Source organism: Aeromonas australiensis (assembly GCF_000819725.1).
In the GTDB taxonomy this organism is placed as follows: Bacteria; Pseudomonadota; Gammaproteobacteria; order Enterobacterales; family Aeromonadaceae; genus Aeromonas; species Aeromonas australiensis.
The window spans coordinates 25,328-42,368 of the sequence record NZ_CDDH01000063.1; the positions used below are offsets into that span (position 1 = coordinate 25,328).

Annotated in this window: 13 protein-coding genes; 7 read left to right on the top strand and 6 right to left on the bottom strand. The window is 59.7% G+C overall.

Translation table 11 applies throughout. The features are described 5' to 3' along the window. Positions 1-59: 59 nt before the first annotated feature. From galU to BN1117_RS10910, 4 genes are all read right to left on the bottom strand, one after another. Positions 60-971, bottom strand: coding sequence for a UTP--glucose-1-phosphate uridylyltransferase GalU (gene galU, locus BN1117_RS10895; protein ID WP_040097306.1), 912 nt, complete (start codon positions 969-971; stop codon positions 60-62). A gap of 95 nt (positions 972-1,066) precedes the next feature. Further along, positions 1,067-1,387, bottom strand: a complete 321-nt coding sequence (locus tag BN1117_RS10900; RefSeq protein WP_040097307.1) for a ComEA family DNA-binding protein — start codon at positions 1,385-1,387, stop codon at positions 1,067-1,069. A 379-nt stretch (positions 1,388-1,766) separates the two neighbouring features. After that, a complete protein-coding gene (gene pta, locus BN1117_RS10905) occupies positions 1,767-3,947 on the bottom strand; it encodes a phosphate acetyltransferase (protein ID WP_040097309.1) in 2,181 nt (726 codons plus the stop codon). Positions 3,948-4,001: 54 nt separating this feature from the next. Then, complete coding sequence (locus BN1117_RS10910) at positions 4,002-5,204, bottom strand: acetate kinase (protein WP_040097310.1); 1,203 nt, start codon at positions 5,202-5,204, stop codon at positions 4,002-4,004. Positions 5,205-5,508: 304 nt separating this feature from the next. Here BN1117_RS10910 and yfbV point away from each other — a divergent pair, with 304 nt between their 5' ends. Next, positions 5,509-5,949: a terminus macrodomain insulation protein YfbV gene (gene yfbV / locus BN1117_RS10915; protein ID WP_040097312.1), complete on the top strand. Its 441-nt coding sequence runs from the start codon at positions 5,509-5,511 to the stop codon at positions 5,947-5,949. Positions 5,950-6,009: 60 nt separating this feature from the next. On the opposite strand, the gene BN1117_RS10920 is transcribed toward yfbV, so the two are convergent. Continuing rightward, entirely contained in the window at positions 6,010-7,251 is a 1,242-nt protein-coding gene (locus BN1117_RS10920) for a DEAD/DEAH box helicase (protein WP_040097314.1), read from the bottom strand. 263 nt (positions 7,252-7,514) lie between these two features. Here BN1117_RS10920 and BN1117_RS10925 point away from each other — a divergent pair, with 263 nt between their 5' ends. From BN1117_RS10925 to BN1117_RS10935, 3 genes are all read left to right on the top strand, one after another. After that, positions 7,515-8,420 (top strand): SAM hydrolase/SAM-dependent halogenase family protein, encoded by a 906-nt coding sequence (locus tag BN1117_RS10925; RefSeq protein WP_040097315.1) that lies wholly within the window; start codon positions 7,515-7,517, stop codon positions 8,418-8,420. Positions 8,421-8,584: 164 nt separating this feature from the next. Then, entirely contained in the window at positions 8,585-10,519 is a 1,935-nt protein-coding gene (locus BN1117_RS10930; RefSeq protein ID WP_244463538.1) for a PhoX family protein, read from the top strand. A gap of 205 nt (positions 10,520-10,724) precedes the next feature. Next, entirely contained in the window at positions 10,725-13,763 is a 3,039-nt protein-coding gene (locus BN1117_RS10935; protein ID WP_040097319.1) for a cytochrome c peroxidase, read from the top strand. 71 nt (positions 13,764-13,834) lie between these two features. Here BN1117_RS10935 and BN1117_RS10940 read toward each other — a convergent pair whose 3' ends face one another. Beyond that, positions 13,835-14,395: a gamma carbonic anhydrase family protein gene (locus tag BN1117_RS10940; protein WP_040097320.1), complete on the bottom strand. Its 561-nt coding sequence runs from the start codon at positions 14,393-14,395 to the stop codon at positions 13,835-13,837. 196 nt (positions 14,396-14,591) lie between these two features. Here BN1117_RS10940 and BN1117_RS10945 point away from each other — a divergent pair, with 196 nt between their 5' ends. The 3 genes from BN1117_RS10945 (at position 14,592) to BN1117_RS10955 (ending at position 16,633) form a co-directional block, all read left to right on the top strand. Beyond that, the gene (locus tag BN1117_RS10945; RefSeq protein WP_040097322.1) at positions 14,592-15,233 is read left to right on the top strand and encodes a ribonuclease T2 family protein; all 642 of its coding nucleotides are present in this window, start codon (positions 14,592-14,594) and stop codon (positions 15,231-15,233) included. A gap of 78 nt (positions 15,234-15,311) precedes the next feature. Then, the gene (locus tag BN1117_RS10950) at positions 15,312-15,590 is read left to right on the top strand and encodes a Pathogenicity locus (protein ID WP_040097324.1); all 279 of its coding nucleotides are present in this window, start codon (positions 15,312-15,314) and stop codon (positions 15,588-15,590) included. Next, positions 15,587-16,633 carry an NAD(P)H-dependent flavin oxidoreductase gene (locus tag BN1117_RS10955; RefSeq protein WP_040097326.1) on the top strand — a complete coding sequence of 349 codons (1,047 nt, stop codon included), beginning with the start codon at positions 15,587-15,589 and terminating at the stop codon, positions 16,631-16,633. The genes BN1117_RS10950 and BN1117_RS10955 overlap by 4 nt, the downstream gene beginning before the upstream one ends. The last annotated feature ends 408 nt before the right edge of the window (positions 16,634-17,041 follow it).

Genomic DNA, 17,041 nt, shown 5'->3' on the forward strand with positions numbered 1-17,041 from the left:
AAAAGGAGCATCATTTTATGCTCCTTGAATACGTCTATAAAAAACAGATTTATTAGTGATTACAACTGTTTGACGAACTGCTTCAGCCAGCCAATGAATTCACCGTTCAGCTCATGATGGCGTACAGCATATTGCACATTGGCTTTCATATAGCCCAGCTTGCTGCCGCAATCGTGGCTCTTGCCCTTCATGAAGTAGGCGTTGACCTGCTCCCGCTCCATCAGCATAGCGATGGCATCGGTCAGCTGGATCTCATCACCGGCTCCGGCCGGGGTCTTCTCCAGCAGCGGCCAGATATTGGAGGAGAGGACGTAACGACCCACCACCGCCAGATTGGAGGGGGCTTCATCACGGGGCGGCTTCTCGACAATGGCCTGCATCGGCAGGGACATCCCCTCGCTCAGGGCCTCGCCCTTGATGTCGGCTATGCCGTACTTGTCCACTTCGCTCTCGGGCACCGCTTCCACCATGATCTGGCTGATCTGGTTCTCTTCGAACATGTGCACCATCTCGGCCAGGTTGTCCTTTTTCGGATCGCTGGCCACTTCGTCGATCAGCACATCTGGCAGCAGCACTGCGAAGGGGTTGTCCCCGATCAGTGGGTGGGCGCATAGTACTGCGTGGCCAAGCCCTTTGGCCTCACCCTGACGGACGTGCATGATGGTGACATCTTTCGGGCAGATCTGTTGCACCTCTTCCAGCAACTGACGTTTGACCCGTTTCTCGAGGGTCGCTTCCAGTTCGAAGCTCTTGTCGAAGTGGTTTTCGATCGAGTTCTTACTTGAGTGGGTGACCAGAATGATCTCCTTGATCCCGGCTGCGATGGCTTCGCGCACCACATACTGGATCAGCGGTTTGTCGACCACCGGTAGCATCTCTTTCGGGATGGCCTTGGTGGCTGGCAGCATACGGGTACCCAGACCGGCTACCGGGAGCACGGCCTTGCGAACAACAAGAGGAGTCTTTTTCATGGAAAACTATCCAGCGGGATTAAAGTGCGGCAATCATACCCCAAGAAAAATGGGGCAGCCACAAGCTGCCCCATTTGCAACTGATCCATTCGACTTTATTTGACTATTATCATGTCCCTGTTGGCTTCCAGCGTGGCCGGACCAATGCCATTAACATCCGCCAGCTGATCGATCGAAGTGAACTTTCCCTGTTTTTCCCGATAGTCGACGATGGCTTGTGCCTTCTTGTCGCCAATTCCTTTCAGGTTGGTGAGTTCGGCAAGGGTGGCCGTATTGAGATTCAGTTTGCCGTCGTCCTTGGCGGCCTCTGTTGTGGTGGTTTGTTTGGGTGCGACTTTATCTGCGGCCAACAGGGGTTGGCTGAACAGGGGTAAGCAGGTCAGCAACATGATGGCTGAGAGTTTCTTTATCAGCATTTCCATTCCTCCGTGATGTGGATTGTGCCGAGTGGCACATTGAGAAATAGCGTATCGAACGGGTCTTTCTTACTGCATTTTTTGACAGGTCAAATTGTCAGGGCAAGAAGGACAGGTCTGCTATAAGCGCCCCATTACGAATGCCAACTTGTAATTAATGCTCTGATATTTAATGTGTTTTACATAAAGCTTTGCGATGGAAAGTTCGCTTGCCCCGACATGCTATCGCCCCCTTGTTACGGGAGGGGCTGATGACATTATTCTGCGGAAAAATGGCACAGATGGCAGCTTTCACTGGTCTTCAAAAGAGAACCAATAAAAAAGGCTGCTCACCTGGGGTGAGCAGCCTTTGTGATCGGTTTTTTCAGACAGGCGCTGATTAAGCTTGTTCGTCAGCCTGAGCTGCCTGGATACCGGTCAGGGCGATGGTGTAGACGATGTCGTCAACCAGGGCGCCACGGGAGAGGTCGTTGACCGGCTTGCGCATGCCTTGCAGCATCGGGCCGATGGAGACCAGGTCAGCGGAACGCTGGACCGCTTTGTAAGTGGTGTTACCTGTGTTCAGATCCGGGAACACGAACACGGTAGCTTTACCGGCAACCGGTGAGTTCGGTGCCTTGGACTTGGCCACGTTCTCCATGATGGCCGCGTCGTACTGCAGCGGGCCGTCGATGATGAGGTCGGGGCGCTTGGCTTTGGCCAGCTCGGTCGCTTCACGCACTTTCTCTACATCGGCACCGGCGCCAGAGGTGCCGGTAGAGTAGGAGATCATGGCAACGCGCGGCTCGATGCCGAACGCGGCGGCAGAGTCGGCGGACTGGATGGCGATCTCGGCCAGCTGCTCGGCAGTGGGATCCGGGTTGATCGCGCAGTCACCGTAGACCAGTACCTGGTCAGGCAGCAGCATGAAGAAGATGGAGGAGATCAGGGAAGAGCCCGGCGCGGTCTTGATGATCTGCATCGGCGGACGGATGGTGTTGGCAGTGGTGTGCACCGCGCCGGATACCAGACCGTCTACTTCGTTGCGCTCCAGCATCATGGTACCCAGTACCACGTTGTCTTCCAGCTGCTCGCGGGCAACCACTTCGGTCATGCCCTTGTTCTTGCGCAGCTCGACCAGACGCGGCACATAGCGCTCGCGCACAACGGCCGGATCGATGATTTCGACACGATCGGTCAGAACTACACCCTGCTGCTCGGCAACGCGACGGATTTCGTCCGGGTTACCCAGCAGCACCGGACGGGCGATGCCACGCTCGGCACAGATGGCGGCAGCCTTGATGGTGCGCGGCTCGTCGCCTTCCGGCAGCACGACACGCTTGTTGGCCTGACGGGCCAGCTCGGTCAGCTGATAACGGAATGCCGGCGGGCTCAGGCGACGGGAACGGGTAGAGCTGACGGTCAGCGACTCGATCCAGTGCTTGTCGATGTGGCCAGCTACATAGTCCTGCACCAGCTCGATACGCTCGCGGTCATCTTCCGGAATATCGACGTTGAAGTTCTGCAGGCTGACGGCGGTCTGCCAGGTGTTGGTACCGGTCATCATGATCGGCAGGCCGGTGGCCATGGCCTGTTGGCACAGCGCCATGACCTGCGGCTCCGGATGGTAGTTACCGGTCAGCAGCAGGGCGCCCAGCTTGACGCCGTTCATGGCGGAGAGGCAGGCGGAGACGATGACATCGGAGCGGTCGCCGGAGGTGACCAGCAGGCTGCCCGGACGGAAGTGCTCAACCATGTTGTGGATGGAGCGGGCACAGAAGGTCACGGTCTGCAGACGACGGCTGTCCAGCTCACCCTTGTGCAGGATCTTGGCGGCCAGATGCTTGGCGAGATCCTTGGCACGCGGGGCGATCAGCTGGGTGTTCCAGGGGATGCAGCCCAGGATGCGCAGCGGGCTCTTGCCGAACACTTGCAGCACTTCCAGATTGTGGGCGGAGTCTGAGCCGTGGTGATGGGCTTCGAACATCTCGGTCAGGTCAGGGCGGGTTACGCCATGCTCGTCAACCGGCGCGCCAACCTTGTTGATCACGCAACCAACGATACGGGGGTTGTTGACACCACCGAAGTTGGAGCAGGCCAGCTCAATGCGCTCTTTCAGCTTCTGGCTGGAGTCATGGCCCGGGTGGGTCACGAATACCATGTCGGCATCCAGCGCTTTGGCGACGTCATAGTTCAGCTTGTTGGCAAAGGGCTGCTTGTCGGTCGGCACCATACCTTCGACAACCAGCACTTCGGCACCACTGGATTTCACGTGCTCTTCGAAGCGGGCAACGATCTCTTCCAGCAGGATATCGGTGTTGCTGGAGCTGATCATGTTCTCGGCGTAGGAGAGGGTGAACGGCTCGGGCGGATTAATGTTGGCAGCAGCGCGGATAACGGCGGTTGAGCGCTCGGCGCCGGTTTCACCTGGACGCGGCTGGGCAACCGGTTTGAAGAAGCTGACATTGACACCGTGACGCTCCATGGCGCGAACAACGCCAAGACTCACGGACGTTACGCCGACACCAGTGCCGACCGGGATAAGCATAATAGTGCGTGCCACTTTATACCCCTTGTTCATTTTTTGGGATCAGGAAAAGGCCGCCCTGTGGGCGGCCTCGAGTTACTGCGTCAATTAAGCGCCGACCAGTTCCAGCGCGTCGTGGGCGATAACCCACTCTTCATTGGTCGGGATAACCAGAGCTTTGGTGGAGCCAGCCTTGGTGATCTCGCCACCCTTGCCGAAACGAGCCTTCAGGTTGGCGTCGTGATCAACGTCAAAGCCCAGCAGACCCAGTTTGTTCAGGGTGATTTCACGGATCGGGGCGGAGTTTTCACCGATACCACCGGTGAAAACAACGGCGTCCAGACGACCGTCCATGGCGGCAGCGTAGGCGCCGATGTACTTGGCCAGGCGATAGCAGTAAACGTCCATAGCACGCTTGGCTTCTTCTTTGCTGTCGTAGTTGTCTTCAACGAAACGGCAGTCGGAGGTGACTTCAGTCAGCCCCTGCAGGCCGGACTCTTTGGTCAGCATGGTGTTGATATCGGCCACGCTCATGCCCAGCTTGTCGTGCAGGAAGAAGATGATAGCCGGGTCCAGATCGCCGGAGCGGGTGCCCATCACCAGGCCTTCCAGCGGGGTCAGACCCATGGAGGTATCAACAGATTTGCCGTTCTTGATGGCGCAGACGGAACCGCCGTTGCCCAGGTGGCAGTTGATGATGTTGAGCTCTTCAACCGGCTTGTTCAGCTGCTTGGCAGCTTCCAGGCTGATGTAGTAGTGGCTGGTGCCGTGAGCGCCATAGCGACGGATGCCGTTCTCTTTGTAGAGCTTGTACGGCAGGGCGTACAGGAAGGCTTCTTCCGGCATGGACTGGTGGAACGCGGTATCGAATACGGCCACGTTCTTGTCAGCCAGCGCCGGGAATACGCGGCGAGCTTCACGGATACCGATCAGGTGAGCCGGGTTGTGCAGCGGCGCGTACGGAACGGCGGCTTCGATGCCGGCAATCACGTCTTCGCAGATGACCACGGAAGAGGTGAAGCGCTCGCCACCGTGAACAACGCGGTGACCGATGGCGATCAGGTTCTTGGACAGTTCCGGATTGAGCGGCAGGATCTTGTTGACGATGAAGTCCAGCGCTTCCTGGTGAGCGGCACCCGCGCCCAGATCGGCACTGCCTTTCTCGCCATTCAGTTTCCACTTGATGCGGGCGTCGTCGAGGTTGAAGCACTCGGCCAGGCCGGACAGCAGGTCATCACCGGTGGTTGCGTCAATGACGGCAAACTTCAGGGAAGAGCTGCCACAGTTAAGAACAAGAACCAGCTTACTCATGAATAAATCCTATCGCAGATTGGGTTGTGTAGGCGGATGCGTTGGACGCGGTGCGGCCAAAAACTTTCAACTTATCCTTATGAGGGTTGGCAATCTGTTGCTTGCCCCTTGTATAGTGATACAAGACCCGAAATCCAGACGTCCCTGACAGGTCAATAGCAAGAAGCTTTTGACGCAAAAATGGGCGTACAAAGGATAACCCGATTGTTGAAAAATAACAAAGTCATCCTCAACCTTTGTTACTTTGCATCAAATTTTGTCGAGGTTTTGCCGTTAGTACGTTCAAAAAGCGCTCGGAGGTAGTATGAGCATGAACATTTTTGGAACTAAGTTACAGCAAGGCCGCCATTATATGATGCTTTGGCCGCGCCGTCCCGAGCTCAATTCGATGTTTCCTGAAAATCGGGTGATCAAGGCGACCGAGTTCGCTCTCAAGGTGATCCCTGCGCTGGCGGTACTCAGCCTGATGCTGCAGTTTCAGTTTGGCGAGCTGCACTACTGGCCCTCTGTCATTACTTCCGTACTGTTTCTACTCAGTTTGCCGCTGCAAGGTTACTACTGGCTCGGTCAGCGTGCCGACACCCGTTTGCCCCCTTCGCTGGCGAGCTGGTATCGGGAGATCAACGGCAAGATGAACGAGCAGGGTGGTCGCCGTCAGCTGGTGTCACAACCGCGCTATGAAGAGCTGGCCGATACCCTCAAGGCTGCTTTCCAGCTGCTCGATAAATCCTTTCTCTATGAATAATCTGATTCATATGTAAAAACGCCCGGTCGGGCGTTTTTTTATTGGCTGCGCAGGCGCGGCTTAGCGCTTGCCACGCTTGTTGCCAGCGAGCGCCTGCTTTCTGGCTCGCTGCTTCTGGGCCGCCTTGCTGTTGCGGCGCGGCTCGGGCTCGAAGCGGGTCAGATCCGGCTCAAAGCCCGGGAACCATTGCTGGGGCAGGCGAGTGTCGAGCACCGCTTCCACCTTCTCCAGTAGCGGTGCATCTTCCGGGCTGAACAATGTGATGGCTAGCCCCTTGTTGCCGGCGCGTCCGGTGCGACCGATACGGTGGACGTAATCCTCGGCTACAAAGGGGAATTCGAGGTTAATCACATAGTTGAGATCCGTGATGTCGAGGCCGCGGGCCGCCACGTCGGTGGCAACCAGCGCCTGCAGAGTGCCGGCGCGAAACGCCAGCAGCACCTTCTCCCGCGCGCACTGCGACAGGTCGCCGTGGAAGGCCAGCGCATTGATGCCCGCCTTGCCAAGCTGCTGGGCCAGCTTGTCAGCCCCTTGGCGGGTACGGCTGAAGATAAGCGCCGGTGCCCACCCTTTCACCTTCAGCATGTGTTCGACCAGCGCCAGCTTGCGATCGCTGTCCACCGTGTAGACCCGCTGTTCCACCTCGGCCGCCGTGGTGTTGCGCGGTGCCACTTCAATCAACTCGGGGTCGCGTAGCAGCACCTTGCAGAGGGCAAACAGGTTGTCGTCGCAGGTGGCGGAGAAGAGCAGGGTTTGGCGGCCCGCCGGGATCTGTTTCAGCAGCGCCTTGATCTCGTCCATAAAGCCCATGTCTAGCATGCGATCCGCCTCGTCAAACACCAGATGGCGGAGGTGTTCAAGGCTCAATGCCCCCTGACGCAGATGGTCGAGCAGCCGGCCCGGGGTGGCGATCAGCAGATCCATCCCGGCTTGAAGTGCCTCCACCTGCGCCGCGATGCTCACCCCGCCGTAGACTTGCGTGCTGGTGAGACCGGTGCCCTGACCGTAGCGCGCCACACTCTCGGCGACCTGCACCGCCAGCTCGCGGGTTGGCACCAGCACCAGTGCCCGGATCGGGCGGGGCTCTGCTTGTGGCTGTTGCATCAGCTGCTCCAGCAGCGGCAGCACAAAGGCGGCGGTCTTGCCGGTGCCGGTCTGGGCGCCCGCCATCAGATCCCGCCCCGCCAGAATGACGGGGATAGCGCTGGCCTGCACAGGGGTCGGCGCGGCATAGCCCAGCTCGGTCAGGGTCTGCTGCAGACGGGGGGAGAGGGCCAGTTCGGCAAAGGAGGCAATGGACATAGAAGGCACCAGTCGGGGTTATCGCGGCCTGCGGCCACGATGCAGTGAGTGATCGTGGCCGCGATGGTAACAGATGCAGGGGGAACGGCAGAAGATGGTGAGGAACAAGTACAGGGTACCGTAACCATACCGAGACAATGCAGGGCTTGTTATGTCAGTGGCCACAATGGGTTAAATACATTGCAAAAAACATCATTCGTGGCAGTCTAGATGGCTAATTTGTAGGGTTGACCACTTATTTACACCGTTCCAGGAGTTCAGATATGGATATTCGTACCGCTCCCCGCGCCATCGCGCTCGCCCTTATGTTGACCGGCTGTATTGCCAACGCCAACGAAGCGCTGGTGATCCAGACCGATTTCGGCCTCAAAGATGGCGCCGTGTCGGCCATGAAGGGGGTTGCCTTCGGGGTGGATCGCACCCTGCCGCTCTATGACCTGACCCACGAAATCCCGGCCTACAACATCTGGGAAGCCTCCTACCGCCTCTACCAGACCCTGCAGTATTGGCCCGAGGGCACAGTCTTCGTCAGTGTGGTGGATCCCGGTGTCGGCACCGAGCGCAAGTCAGTGGTGCTCAAGACCAAGAGCGGCCACTACATCGTCAGCCCGGATAACGGCACCTTGACCCTGCTGGCCGAGCACTTCGGCATCGAGGCGGTGCGCCAGATCGACGAGAAGACCAACCGCCTCAAGGGCTCCGAGAAATCCTATACCTTCCACGGCCGCGATGTGTATGCCTACACTGGCGCACGGCTCGCCTCCGGCGCCATCAGTTTCGAGCAGGTCGGCCCGAAATTGCCCGCCGAGGTGGTAAAGATCCCCTATCAACCGGCGGTCGCCGAGCAAGATGGCACCCTCAAGGGCACCATCCCTATCCTTGATGTGCAGTACGGCAACGTCTGGACCAATATCAGCGATGCCCTGCTGACCAAGGCGGGGATCAACAAGGGGGATACAGCTTGCATCAAGATCCGCGAAGGGGATGTGGTCAAATATGAGGGCAAGGCCCCTTACGTCAGCAGCTTCGGTGATGTGCCAGAGGGGCAGCCGCTGGTTTACCTCAACAGCCTGTTGCAGGTGTCGGTGGCGCTGAACATGGAGAGCTTCGCCGCCAAGCATCAGGTGCAGTCCGGCGCCAACTGGCATATCAATCTGAAGAAGTGCTGATCAAGGATCAACAACGGGGGAGGCGCAATGCCTCCCCTTTGCATTACACACGCCGTCGGTTGTCTGTCGCAGCGGCTCTTGCGCGGGGGCTAGTACCATCAATGTGGGCGCGATTGTCATCATTGTTTCATAAACGGTCGCCATCCTGTGGCCGGATCAAATCCGTGAGCCCTGATGTCAGCAGCGATAACAAGGAAGAGCCGATGAGCCGTTTCGATGAAAAAGACCGTGCCAACCATCCCCGCGAGCAGGAGCCGCAGTTCAATCGCCTGATCGAATCAGGTCTGAGCCGTCGGGGGTTCTTGAAGGGAATGGGGGCTGCCAGCATGGTAGCCTTCTTCGCCGCGAGCCCGGTGGCGCGCGCCGTGGCCGCCGCGACCCAGCCTCTGCTCGGTTTTGAAGCGGTGCCAGCCTCGGTGGCCGATACCATAGTGGTGCCGCCCGGTTACAAGGCCGAGGTGCTGATCGCCTGGGGAGATGCCTTGTTCCCCGATGCTCCCGCCTTTGCCCAGAGCAACGACGCCCGGGCCCAGGCACGCCAGTTTGGCGACAACAACGACGGCATGAGTTTCTTCCCCCTGGGCCCGGATCGCGCCCTGCTCGCCGTCAACAACGAATACACCAACTACGAATATCTGTTTGCGGATGGTGGCAAGCAGCTTGATGCCGGCGCCGTTGCCAAGGCCCAGGCTGCCCACGGGGTCTCGCTGGTGGAGCTGGCGCGCATCGATGGCAAGTGGCAGGCTAATCCCAAGGGGGCCCTCAATCGTCGCATCACCGCCACCACCCCCATGACATTGAGCGGTCCGGCGGCAGGCCATCCTCTGCTCAAGACCCAGGCCGACCCCGAGGGGCGCACCGCCCTCGGCACCTTCAACAACTGCGCCAACGGCCAGACCCCCTGGGGCACCTACCTCACCTGCGAGGAGAACTTCAACAGCTACTTCGGTAGTGCGGGCAAGCCGGTGCTGGATGGGCGGGCCGCCCGCTACGGCCTGGCCGCCGAGGATGCGGGCTTTGGCTGGCATCGTTTTGACGAGCGCTTCGATCTTGCCAGACACCCCAACGAGCCGCACCGCTTCGGCTGGGTGGTGGAAATCGATCCGCAGGATCCCGCCTCCACCCCGAAGAAGCGCACCGCCCTTGGCCGTTTCAAGCATGAAAATGCGGCATTGACCATCAACAAGGATGGCCGTGCCGTGGTCTATCTTGGCGACGACGAGCGGGGCGAACACATCTATCGCTTCGTCTCGAAGAACAAGGTAGCGCCGGGTAATGACCCAGCCAACCGGGATCTGCTGGACGAGGGCACCCTCTATGTGGCTCGCTTCGAGGCCAGGGAGGGGGAGCTCAAGGGGACCGGCACCTGGTTGCCCCTGGTGCACGGCCAGCACGGCCTGACTCGGGAGAACGGCTTCGCCGACCAGGGGGAGGTGCTCATCTTCGCCCGGGAAGCAGCGACCCGGCTTGGTGCCACCACCATGGACAGGCCCGAATGGGTGGCCGTGCACCCGGATCGTGCCGAGGTCTATTGCACTCTCACCAACAACAAAAACCGCGGCCTCAAGGAGAACCAGCCTCTGGATGGTGCCAACCCCAGGGCCGAGAATCCCTATGGACAGATCATCCGCTGGCGTCCGGCCGAGGACGATCACGGCAGTGACAGCTTCGAGTGGGATCTTTTCCTGCTGGCGGGCAACCCCGCCATCCACAAAGAGGGGTTGATGGGAGGGAGTGCCAACATCCACCCGGACAATATGTTCAACAGCCCGGACGGCATCGGTTTCGACGGGGCCGGGCGGCTCTGGATCCAGACCGATGGCGACTACTCCAACGAGAAGCAGTTTGCCGGCATGGGCAACAACCAGATGCTGTGCGCCGATCCCGCCAGCGGCGAGGTGCGCCGCTTCCTGACCGGCCCGGTGGCCTGCGAGATCACGGGCCTCACCTTCACGCTGGACTGGCGCACCATGTTCGTCGGGGTGCAGCACCCGGGGGAGGAGGGGGCTCCATCCCATTTCCCGGACGGCGGCACCACCATCCCCCGCTCCGCCGTGCTGCGTATCACGCGAGAGGATGGTGGCATCATAGGGGCCTGATGTTGTGTCCTGCTTGGGTGAGTTGAGCCAAAAGCTGACTTGCCGAACCGACTATGGTGCCGCACTAGAGGGTAGCCGGATGGCTGCCCTCTCTCATTGTGTAACAAGTGCTTGTTGTCAAAAGACACATCAATTAAATGAGATTGATAATGATTGTTGTTTGACTGGATAATCGTGCACTTGTCTGATCACTCAACCATACCGAATGAAAACCAGCCTTTTACTGCTCAGCCTGCTGGCTCTGACAGCATGCAATGACAATCACAGCAATACGTCGGTGACCCCCTCACCCGATGTGACCCCACCGGTCGTCAAGCCGACCGAACCGCCCATCACGCCGCCAATAGTACCGCCGGAAACTCATACCCGGGTTCCCCTGACCATAGAGGTGAATGTGGCCGATCGGCTAGGGGCGGGAGCACAGCTCGAGGTGAGACAGGTCGCCACCGGGATCCGCGTGCAACGGGCCATCGAACCGGGCCAACCTGTAAGCATCACCTTGCCAGCAGGTCTGCAACTGGATCAGCCACTGGAGCTGCTCGGTAGTGACGAGGGCTATCTGCTGCGTGCGGTATCGGTGCGGGTGGCGGATATCTCGGCCGGGATCACTCTGGCGCGCCGCAACAGCGTGCCGCGGTTGGGCTTGAACGAGGAGGAGACGGCGCTCTTCCTGCTGGCGGATCAGAGCGGAGATGGTTCCCTCAGTCAGGTCGAGTGGGGTAGAGCAGAGGAGATCCGCCTGCAACAACAGGTGGCTCTTCAGGATTACGCTGCCTTCCTGCTGGCCCAGCGCCAGCCGGGTGCCGTGCTCGACTATGCCGACAGCTGGCAGATGCTGCTGGCCCTGCGCGATGACAAGCAGGCGCGCAGCTGGTATCAGCGCAGCAACAGTGCCCAGATCCAGTCCGCCCGCACCCAGCTCTATCCCGCCAATCCCAGCCAGCCGGACGAGCCGGAGACGGCGGATCTGCTGCGCCTTGATGAGCAGGGGCTGCTGGTGGTGCGTGGCCCCTGGCAGTGCCTGCACGATGTGCGCACGGTCAGCGGGGTCAAGGGCAGCCAGTACTGGCTTTATGGCAGTGACACCAGTGGGTTGAAGATCGCCAGCCAGCCACAACTGGCCGCGGGGCTGACCGCTTGCGGCCGCAGCGACTGGCGCCTGCCGACCCTCACCGAGTTCGAGAGATTGCTGAGCAGTGACAAGTCGGCATGGCGCTATCCCAATACCTTTGCTGTTGGCCTGCCCGCCCAGCTCTGGCTGCAGGATGGTGCGGGTCAACCCCGTCTCTATCAACTTGCGACCCGAATCTGGCTGGATGAGGGAGAGGGGAGTCTGCTTTGGTATGCGTTGGCTCCCTATCCGGTGCGCCCCTCCGTGGTGCGCGACAGCAGCAAGCCAGACATGGCGGCCCTGCGCGCTCAATACAGCGGCGCGCCAGCCCAATGGCCTGCCGCCCGGGTGGATGAAGGGGTGGAATGGCAGGAGCTGGGGCCGCTGCCGGCGGTTCCCTTCCCGGCCGACAACCCCTATAGCCGGGCCAAGGTGGTGCTGGGTCAGCAGCTCTTTTTCGACAAACAGCTCTCCAAGGGGCGAGATATCAGCTGTGCCAGTTGCCACGATCCGCAAAAGGGGTGGAGCGACGGCCTGAGTGTCTCGGTCGGTCATCTGGGCCAGAAGGGCAATCGCAATGCTCCTTCCATCCTCAACAGCGCCTTCAGCTCTACCCAGTTCTGGGATGGGCGGGTCGCCACGCTGGAGGAGCAGTCGCTTCACCCGATCCAGAACCCCATCGAAATGGCGCTGAGTCATGACGAACTGCTGGCCCGCTTGCAGGCCAGCCCCGACTATCAGGCTGCTTTTGCCACCGCCTTTGGCGATCAGGGGATCACGCTGGAGCGGATCGCCAAGGCTATCGCCACCTTCGAGCGCACCATCATCAGCCGCGACAGCGATTTTGAGCGCTTCGTCAAAGGGGATAGTCAGGCACTCAGTGACAAGGCGCTGTGGGGGATGCACCTCTACCGCACCGATGGCCGCTGCATGAACTGCCACTCCGGCCCGCTGCTGAGTCAGCACGGGTTCGAGAGTGTGGGGCTCACCTATTACGGTCGTGGCAAGCTGGAAGATCGCGGGCGCTTCCTGCAGACCCGCAACAAGGCAGACATCGGTCGCTTCAAGACCCCCAGCTTGCGGGACGTCGCCTTTACCGGCCCCTATATGCACAACGGCATCTTCCCGATCCTGGCCCAACGTATCGGCGGCTCGGTGCAGGGGGTGGTGGCCATGTACAACTTTGGCGTGACCAAGTGGAGCAGCGGGGTCGGCTTCCCGACCGGTGCGGATCAATATGATCCCTTCTTCCCCAAAGCCTCCGCTCACCTGCATGCTCTTGGCCTCAGCAATGACGAGCTCGATGCCATTGGCGAGTTTTTGCGCAGTGCTTCGGCCGAGCCGCGCCGCACCCCGGCCACGGTTGCTGAGCTGGGGGTGAGTGAGGTGGATGACCCTACTCCGGTGGGAGCCGTGATCACCGGCTTGGCGGTGCTGCCTGCCCAGCCTCAGCTGGAAATGGGGCGGACGCTTCCTCTGCAACTGCAGTGGCAACTGAGCGATGGCTCTCTCGGCCCGCTCGATGGGCCTGTAGAGTGGCGCAGCGAACAGCCGGAGTTCGCTACCGTGAGTCCGCAGGGCGAGTTACGCGGTGTGGCGGTCGGTACGGCACGACTGGTGGCGACCACGGCTCGTCACACGTTGACCGTGACGGTGCAGGTGGTGGATGCCCAGCCCGATTTTGCCCGGGGCTGTCGTCAACCCGAGCTGGTGGCGGGCAAGCTTGCCTTTGTCTGCCAGTTGACCAAGGACGAGGCGGAGCGTCTGTCCATCTCCTATGACGGTGTGAGCAGTGACAGCGATGGTGACTACAATCCCTTCCCGCTGGAGTATGTGACCATGGGGCAGGCGCGGGCGCGGGATTACTGCCAGCAGTTGGTGGCTCGCGGCCACGATGACTGGCGTCTGCCGACCCGGGCCGAGCTGGAGGCGCTGTTTGCTGCCTACAACAAGGATGGCGCGACGGAGCAGTTGCTTCAGCAGCAGGGGTGGCCGCTCTACAACCGCTACTGGAGCAGCGATGGGACTACCAATGACGATGGTGAGCTGCCGCTGCTCGACCTGAGCACTGGTGATCCGCTGTGGGATCTGGCGGATGAGGCCCATGCCGCCACTTGCGTCAGGGCAATCTAGCCTTAATATAGAGTCAGATGAAAAACGGGCGCCTCGGCGCCCGTTTTGTTGTCTGGTAATAAAGAAAGGGATCAAAACTCGTTGGAGAGCGCCTTGTACCCTTTGACCAGATCGATATTGGTGTGGGCCACATCCTCGGAGAACTCGGCTGCATCCACCGACACTCTGGGGATGTCGGCCAGATCGCTCTGCTGGCTGATACGGGTGGTGGAGGGGATATAAAACTCGGACGGAACGTCGCAGCCGTCGATTACCGAGTTGTGACGCACCACGGCTCCATCGCCGATATGGCAGTTGAAAAGAACGGTATTGAAGCCGATAAAGACCCGGTTGCCCACTTCACAGGGACCATGCACGATAGAGCGGTGCGCGATGGAGCTGAATTCGCCGATGGTAACGGCTGCGCCTGATTTGGAGTGGATCACTACGCCATCCTGAATGTTGGAGTTGGCGCCGATGATGATGGGCTCCATATCGCCACTTTCATCCACTTCATCTGCGCGGATCACGGCGTAAGGGCCGACAAAGACATTCTCTTTGATGATCACCTTGCCACAGATGATGGCAGTCTTGTCGATATAGGCGGATTCGTCGATGACAGGCAGATGGCCTGAGGGATTTTTGCGGATCATGTTACATCCTGTGGTTACTTGAAATGATACGGGGGCGTACACAGCGCCAGGGGGCCAGCTTACGCCTCGTTATTACCCGAGGAAACCCTTAAGTGGTCTGACCCCTGTCGCAAGTCCTGGTGAGATCGCTATTTCCGCCTGTCGGAATATGGGAGCATGGCCGTCATCCCGAGTCGCGTTAGGTAGATATGTAAAGATGAAGAAGATGATTGCCCTGTTGGCGGGTGGTTTGTTGCTCTCCTCGGCCGTGCAGGCCAAAGGGGTAGCAGGGGCGTTTGACTATTATGCCATGGCGCTCTCCTGGTCGCCCGAGCATTGCGCCGTCAAACCGGCGGATCGGGACCAGTGTTCCCGCAAGCTGGGGTTCGTGCTGCACGGGCTCTGGCCCCAGTACGATCGCAGTTACCCCAGCAACTGTACCCGCGAACGGTTCGAGCCCGATATGGAGAGCAAGTTTGCCGACCTCTATCCCAGCCGTTTTCTCTATCGTCATGAGTGGCAAAAACATGGTACCTGCTCCGGGCTGAGCCAGCAGGCATATCATCAGTTATCCAGCGATCTGCGTAATAAGGTGAAGATCCCGGCGGCCTACCAATCCCCGGAGGAGCCGCTGCGCAAAACCAGCTTCCAACTCAAGGCCGATCTGGCGAACGTCAATGAGTGGCTGGCTCCCGACAACATCACGGTGGCTTGCGCCGATGGTGGCCGCTTCCTGCGGGAGATCTATATCTGCGTTAATAAGGAGGGAATAGATGCCGTCACCTGCTCCGCCGAGATGCAAAAGCGCGAGCGCCGCTCCTGCGGTCAGCCGGATTTCCTGCTGCGCAGCGTGCGTTAAGTTTTCACCCTCTTCATCTTCATCGGGCCCTTTGCGGGCCTGATGTGCAACCACTGTTATTGGAAAGGAGTCTGATAGATGGATGACAACAACCGGTTTGTCCCGACAGAGCGGGCAATGCTGCTCGCGGTGAAAGGGGTGGGGCCGACCGTTATCGGGCGGCTTGAACAGCTTGGCTACCATACCTTGCCCGGATTGGCCGAGGCCGACACCAGCCACATCGTCCAGCTGGTGGCCAGCATGCTGGGCTCGACTTGCTGGCAGAATAGCCCCCAGGCGCGTAGTGCCATCGACGGCGCCCTCGCACTGGCCCGTGCACATCTGGCCGCCGATGCGACAAGTGGGGTGAATGGATGAGTCTCTTTAGCGAACTGGGGATGCGTTATCCCATTATTCAGGCGCCGATGGCCGGTGTGCAGGGCAGCGAACTGGCGCTGGCTGTAACCGGTGTGGGCGGTTTGGGCTCCTTGCCTGCCGCCATGCTCTCGCCTGCGGAGCTGCGCGGCGAACTGGAGCGTCTTGCGCAAAGTGGTCTTGGGCCATTTAACATCAACTTCTTCTGCCATCGGCAACGGGAGTCGGATCCCGTCGCACTGGCCCGCTGGCAGCAGCGCCTTGCACCCTACTACGCAGAGTTTGGTCTGGAGCCTTCGGCTGTTACGACGGCGCCAAGCCGTGCCCCTTTCAATGAGGTGCATGCCGCCATGGTGGCCGAGTTCAGACCGGCGGTGGTCAGCTTCCACTTCGGCTTGCCCGCGCCCGAGCTGCTGGCCCGAGTGAAAGCGGCGGGGGCCAAGGTATTTGCCAGCGCCACTACGGTGGCGGAGGCTGTATGGCTCGATCACCACGGTGCCGATGCCATCATCGCCCAGGGCTTGGAGGCGGGCGGTCATCGCGGTCATTTTCTCTCTGATGATCTCGTCTTACAGCAGAGCACCTTGACCCTGCTGGCGCAGATCCTGGCAGCGACCAATCTGCCGGTGATTGCCGCTGGTGGTATCGTCGATGGCAAGGGGATCGCCAATGCGCTGGCAATGGGAGCGAATGCCGTACAGATGGGGACCGCCTTTCTTTGCTGCCATGAAGCGACCACCTCGGCGCTGCATCGCGCTGTCCTCCACTCGCCCCAAGGCCAGCAGACTGCGCTGACCAATCTGTTTAGCGGTCGTCCGGCGCGGGGTATCGTCAACCGTCTGATGAGGGAGTTGGGCCCACTCTCGGATCTTGCCCCTCACTTCCCCTATGCCAGTGGCGCACTGGCACCGCTGCGCGTTGCCGCCGAAAAGGCGGGGGACAGTGGCTTCTCTCCGCTCTGGGCTGGGCAGAATGTCTCTGGCTGCCGGGATCTTCCTGCCAGCGAGATGATAGCGTGCTGGGTCAAAGAGGCTGGATTGGGATAAGCGCTTCTATATATGCCTCATACGCTTTCTTATATAGAAGATGTCGAGGGCGCTGCGCGTTAGACGCGACAGTGCGGCAATGGTGGATGAGTGCCAAGCCAGTACCCTTGTAAGGCATTTATCCGGTGTAAAACGTCCTCACTCCACCCTTGGTTGTGGATAAGTCTGTACAAAGGTTGTGTATTGATATGAATAACTAAAAAAGTGCTGTTTTTTGCAATTTTATTGCGGTAAAGCCTTGCCAATGTGAGCTGGATCCCTATAATGCGCCTCCATCGACAGGGCAAGCGGCAACGCAAACAACCTCGTCGGTAACCTCGAAAAGCCCTTGAAAATAAGGCTTGACTCGAGAAGGCGGTTGAGTAGAATTCCACTCCCGCAGCAACACACTGTTGCGTCGCTCTTTAA

Excerpts from the sequence above, each read along its gene's own strand:
- BN1117_RS10900 (WP_040097307.1), bottom strand. The coding sequence starts at position 1,387 with ATGCTGATAAAGAAACTCTCAGCCATCATGTTGCTGACCTGCTTACCC.
- BN1117_RS10935 (WP_040097319.1), top strand. The coding sequence starts at position 10,725 with ATGAAAACCAGCCTTTTACTGCTCAGCCTGCTGGCTCTGACAGCATGC.
- yfbV (WP_040097312.1), top strand. The coding sequence starts at position 5,509 with ATGAGCATGAACATTTTTGGAACTAAGTTACAGCAAGGCCGCCATTAT.
- BN1117_RS10920 (WP_040097314.1), bottom strand. The coding sequence starts at position 7,251 with ATGTCCATTGCCTCCTTTGCCGAACTGGCCCTCTCCCCCCGTCTGCAG.
- pta (WP_040097309.1), bottom strand. The coding sequence starts at position 3,947 with ATGAACAAGGGGTATAAAGTGGCACGCACTATTATGCTTATCCCGGTC.
- BN1117_RS10955 (WP_040097326.1), top strand. The coding sequence starts at position 15,587 with ATGAGTCTCTTTAGCGAACTGGGGATGCGTTATCCCATTATTCAGGCG.
- BN1117_RS10910 (WP_040097310.1), bottom strand. The coding sequence starts at position 5,204 with ATGAGTAAGCTGGTTCTTGTTCTTAACTGTGGCAGCTCTTCCCTGAAG.
- BN1117_RS10925 (WP_040097315.1), top strand. The coding sequence starts at position 7,515 with ATGGATATTCGTACCGCTCCCCGCGCCATCGCGCTCGCCCTTATGTTG.
- BN1117_RS10950 (WP_040097324.1), top strand. The coding sequence starts at position 15,312 with ATGGATGACAACAACCGGTTTGTCCCGACAGAGCGGGCAATGCTGCTC.
- BN1117_RS10945 (WP_040097322.1), top strand. The coding sequence starts at position 14,592 with ATGAAGAAGATGATTGCCCTGTTGGCGGGTGGTTTGTTGCTCTCCTCG.
- BN1117_RS10940 (WP_040097320.1), bottom strand. The coding sequence starts at position 14,395 with ATGATCCGCAAAAATCCCTCAGGCCATCTGCCTGTCATCGACGAATCC.
- galU (WP_040097306.1), bottom strand. The coding sequence starts at position 971 with ATGAAAAAGACTCCTCTTGTTGTTCGCAAGGCCGTGCTCCCGGTAGCC.